At 73.5% G+C, this 4,921-nt stretch carries 2 protein-coding genes and 1 pseudogene; 1 reads left to right on the forward strand and 2 read right to left on the reverse strand.

Features of this window, described 5'->3' with window-relative positions:
- Nucleotides 1-130 precede the first annotated feature (130 nt).
- Nucleotides 131-1,386 (reverse strand): annotated as a pseudogene (locus tag ACY45C_RS18865) (Glu/Leu/Phe/Val family dehydrogenase).
- Between the two features lie 254 nt (nucleotides 1,387-1,640).
- On the opposite strand from ACY45C_RS18865, the gene ACY45C_RS18870 reads away from it, so the two are divergent.
- Nucleotides 1,641-2,957: a glycosyltransferase 87 family protein gene (locus tag ACY45C_RS18870; protein WP_462188903.1), complete on the forward strand. Its 1,317-nt coding sequence runs from the start codon at nucleotides 1,641-1,643 to the stop codon at nucleotides 2,955-2,957.
- Here ACY45C_RS18870 and mptB read toward each other — a convergent pair.
- Nucleotides 2,863-4,659 carry a polyprenol phosphomannose-dependent alpha 1,6 mannosyltransferase MptB gene (gene mptB, locus ACY45C_RS18875; protein WP_462188904.1) on the reverse strand — a complete coding sequence of 599 codons (1,797 nt, stop codon included), beginning with the start codon at nucleotides 4,657-4,659 and terminating at the stop codon, nucleotides 2,863-2,865. The genes ACY45C_RS18870 and mptB overlap by 95 nt on opposite strands.
- Nucleotides 4,660-4,921: the final 262 nt, after the last annotated feature.

The following is a 4,921-nucleotide window of genomic DNA, read 5'->3' on the forward strand; positions in this document are numbered from 1 at the left end:
GCCCCAGGGCTGCCGGCCCCAGGGCTGCCGGCCCCAGGGCTGCCGGCCCCAGGGCTGCCGGCCCCAGGGCGCGACCGCCGCGCCGCCCGGGGCGCGCGCGGCGCTTATGACCGCCGGTCAGGGCTGCCGGTCAGGGATACAGACCCCGGGTCTGGTGGGCGTCGGCCACCCGGCCGACCCCGATGACGTGCGCGGCGTTGCGCATGCTGATCTTCTGGGTCGTGGCCAGCAGGGAGACCTCGCGGTACGCGCGGTCCATCAGCGCCCGGAGCCGGTCGTTGACCTCGTCCTCGGATCAGAAATACGCCTGGATGTCCTGCACCCACTCGAAGTACGAGACCGCCACCCCGCCGCCGTTGGCGAGGATGTCCGGCACCACCAGGACGCCCCGGTCGTCCAGGACCTGGTCGGCCTCGGCGGTCACCGGGCCGTTGGCGCCCTCGACGATGATCGGCGCGCGGACCCGGTCGACGTTCTCGACCGTGATGACGCCCTCCAGCGCCGCGGGGACGAGCACGTCGACGTCGAGCTCCAGGAGCTCGTCGTTGGTGATCGTGTCGGTTCCCGGGTAGCCGACGACCGTCTCCGCGCCGTCGGCGAGATAGCGGATGAGGGCGGCCGGGTTGAGTCCCTGCGGGTTGTAGATCCCGCCCTTCGCGTCCGAGACCGCGACCACAGTGCAACCGGCGTCGTGCAGGTACTGGGCCGCGAGCGTCCCCACCTTGCCGAAGCCTTGGACCGCGATTGTCATCGCGTGCGGGTCGCGCCCGGTCTCGCGCAGCGCGGCGAACACCGAAAGCTGCACCCCCAGGCTGGTCGCCCCGGCCCGACCGGCGGAACCGCCGATGGACAGCGGCTTGCCGGTTACCACGCCGGTGGCGGTGTACCCGGTGTGCGCCGAGTAGGTATCCATGATCCAGGCCATGGTCTGCTCGTCGGTGCCCACATCCGGTGCCGGGATGTCCTTCTCCGGTCCGATCAACGGGACGAGTTCGGCGGCGTAGCGCCGGGTCAGGCGTTCGCGTTCCGGTAGGGAGAGCATCGCCGGTTCCACCGCGATGCCACCCTTGGCCCCGCCGTAGGGGATCCCCATCAGCGCGCACTTCCAGGTCATCCACATCGCCAGCGCCTTGACCTCGTCGAGGTCGGTGGTGGGGTGGAAGCGGATCCCCCCTTGCCCGGGCCACGGGCGAGGTTGTGCTGGACGCGATAGCCGGTCAGCACGGTCAGCTGACCGTCGTCGCACTGTAGCGGAACGCTGACGGTGATCGCCCGGCGGGGCGTGCGGAGCAGGTCGTGCATACCGTCGTCAAGGCCCAGATGACGAGCCGCGTTCGCCAGTTGAACGCAGGCCGTGTCCCATGCTGAGCCGGATCCGAGGATCACAGGCACCTCCGCGGCGCGTTTCGAGCCACCCTTCGCCGCCGAACGCGCCGCCCGGTCCGCCGGCCACGGCGCGCTCCGTTGCGCGCCGCGGTGGTGACTCGATATGGCGCAAACAATAGGTGACGGGAGATGCCGTCTGTCGGGTGCGCGCAGGGCGCGCCATCGCCCACCAGGCACCTCCGGGTACGGTCGCGAGCGTGCGCGCGGACCCGTCGAGCCGCCTCCCGGTGCCGCGGCGGGCCGGGGGGCCGGCTTTGTCCGCACCCGGACGGCTGGCCGCGCTCGCCCGCCCCGGAGCCGGCACCCCCGACCGGTCAGCCCGGTGCCTCTGGGCATGGTGGCTGGTCAGCCGTGCCGTCCTCGTCATCCTGGTGGTGACCGACCAGGCGTTCGGCATGCAGCAGAGCGTGCTCGGCGATCTACACATCTATGCGGAGTGGGGCCGCGGGCTCGGTCGCGGCGAGGGGATGCCCACCGGTGACGACCGCTGGCAGTATCCGCCGGGCGCGGCAGTTGTGTTCGTGTTGCCCGACGTAACTCACGCCCATCTGGGATTGCCCTATCGAGCGGTGTTCATTGGGATGATGGTGGCCGTCGACGCCGTCCTGACTGCCGCGCTGGTGCGTCGCTCGGTCCCGGCGGCAGGGTTCTGGGTGGCCGGTCTCACCGCGCTGGGACCGGTGGCGCTGGCCCGTTTCGATCTGCTGCCGGCCGCGGCGGCGGTCGCGGCCGTGCTCGCGCTCGCCGCGGGCCGGTCCGGCCGGGCGGGATTTCATCTCGCCGCGGGCGCGCTGCTCAAGATCTGGCCGGTCCTGCTGCTGATCGCCCTGTCCCGTCCGCCGCTCCGGTCTCCGGGTCGGTCGGCGCCCTCGCCGGACTGGTTACGTCTTGCCGCCGGCGTCCTGTGCGCCGTCGGGGGGCTCGCGGCGCTGTTCGCGGTCACCGGGTGGTGGCGGGACGCGTTCGGGTTTCTTGGCGCGCAGCAGGCCCGCGGACTACAGGTGGAGGCGGTGGCCGCGACGCCGTTCGTCGTCGCCCACATGCTCGGCCATGGAACGGCACCCGGCTATTCCTACGGTTCGCTCCAGTTCGACACCCCGCTGGCCCGCAGCGTGGCCACTGCATGCTCGTTGACCGAGATCGTAGTGATCGTCATTTCGGCCCTGTGGTGGTGGGGGTGGGTGCGTCCGCCCGCGGCGGCGGACGGCGCGGGCCGGGCCGGTGTGCTCGTGGGGCGCACACTCGCGTTGTTGCTTGTCGTGGTCGTGACCGCCCGCGTGCTCAGCCCGCATTACCTCGTGTGGATCATGGCGCTCGTCGCGGTCTGGATCGCGATGGCCCGGCCCGCCGGCTCCGGTGGCCTGACCGTCCCGGCCGGTGGACCGTCGTGGCGGTGGGTGGCGCTGCTGCTGATCTGCGTCGTGCTCTCCCAGGTCGTCTATCCGTGGCGGTACAACGACGTCGTCCAGGGACGGATCATGATGAGCCTGGTCCTGGTGGTCCGCAACGTCGGACTGGTCGCCGTCTGCGGGTGGGCGTGGCGTGCCGCCGCCGGATCACGACCAGCGTGATGACCGTTCCCGCGGCCGCAAGGCCGGCGCAGCCGATGACGGCCAGGGACGTCTCGGCGCGCCCGAGCAGCCGCCAGGTCGCGGCGAGCGGCGCGAGGGTCGTCAGGCACAGCCAGGCCGACGTGACGACCACCAGGGCGGTGGTCCACCCCCCGAACCCCCCGACGATCCGTTCGATGGCTGCCCCGAGGCGCCTCATGCGGCGTGGTTGCATCCCCGGCGTCCCGGGGTGGGGCGCCGTTCCAGGGTGGGGCGCCGGCGGGGTTGACCGGGCGAGGGCCACGGCGACCGCGAGTGCCGGCAGGCACAGCGCGAGGTACCAGGGGTAGAGCACCGGGCTGCCGAGCGCCACCGCCAGCCCGCCGTAGCCGAGCACGATCAGGTCGTGCCGACGGCCGGTGCCCGAGCCGGGCTCGTTCCCGCCGGGCTCGTTCCCGCCGGAACCGGGCGAACCCCCGCCGGTGTACCCGCCCCGGTCCCGCCATGCGCGCAGGGCGAGCCAGGCCACCACCAGCGCCGCGCCGGCCAGGCACAGGGCCCGAGTCGCCCGCTGCGTTTCGGCGCCGGACGGATGGCGGCCGACCGGACCAAGCATGCCGCCGACCCCGTCGACCGCCGCGGCGAGAATCGAGGCTGGTGCGATCCCCGTGGTCAGGGTGCCCGACGTGGACAACGCGTGGATCCAGGTCGGACCGAAGCCGCCAGCCACCATGCTCAGCCCCGCGGCGAGCGCGACCGCGGCGGCATCGGCCGCGAGCAGCACGGCGCCGGCGCGGATCGGGCGTCGCGCCGGCCGGGCGGCCCGCAGATGCGCCAGCACCAGCCAGGCGACGCCGAGGAGGGCGGTTGCCTTGACGCTTCCGGCCACGCCGACCAGCGCCGTCGCGGCGGCGCCGAGCGCGGCCTGCCGAGCCGTCGGCGTGCTTTTTCCCTCCGGGCCGGACGCCGGTGCCGAGACGAGCCGTCGGCGGTCCACCACCAGCGCCGCCACGAGCAGCGCCGCGGCCGTTGCGTCGAGGTGGGCTCCGCCGATCAGGTGCACGACGACGACCGGATTGGCCGCGACGAGCACCATGACCAGGGCCCGTCGGCCCGGCTCCGGTCCGGCGAGCCGTAGCGTCAGGACGACCATCGCGATCGTTGCGAGGATCGCGACTATCTTGAGCAGCGTGACCGTCCCGGCCGGCCCGCCGCCGAGGGCCGCGGCGCTCTTCTCCACGGCGACCGCGGCACCGCCATAGGGCGCATGGGTGTTCCACCACCGGGGGTCGACGGCCCGGACGAACGCCGAGCCCGAGCCCTCAGCGGTCAGCAGGACGGAGACGCCGTGTGTCGCCGGATCCAGGCCGAGCCTCGCCAGCTCACCCTGAGCGGCGTAGGCGTAGATGTCCCGGCTGAACAGCGGCGGGCCCACCGCGAACGGGAGGCTCCAGACGATCACCGCCGCGAGGGCGGCCCGCGGGGAGGTGCGGCCGGCGATCGTCGCGCGCACAAGCCCGCCCCAGCACAGACACAGAGTGATGATGCCCAGGGCCGCCAAGCCGGCCAAGACGCCCCTTGCGGTATCCGACGGGGCCGCCGATGGGAGAATGCCCCACCAGGAGGAAGGGTCGGTCGTGTGCGGATCGCGCGAACCGAGCCGACCCTCGCTCACCATGGCCACGGCCGCGGCGCCGCCACCGGCGAGGACCAGCAGGGTCACCCTGGTCGGGGCCCGGATGCCGGCAGGTCGGGGCCGGCCGCTGCCTGGTCCGGACAGGACGGGCGTGGCCTGACGCCGCCCGCGGGGCAAGCTGTCGGGTGATGACCGGTCGGAGACGGCGGATGGACTGTCGTCGGTGCGTGGGGGGGTCGCGGGTGACAACGCTCGCGACCCCTGGTCCCTCGCCTGACGCCATCTCGGGGGGGCGGGCGGCGTCGACCGCCCCGGCGACGGGTGGGCCCGGGCACCCCGGGTCGGAGCC

The sequence above is a fragment of the Frankia sp. CcWB2 genome (assembly GCF_977927585.1).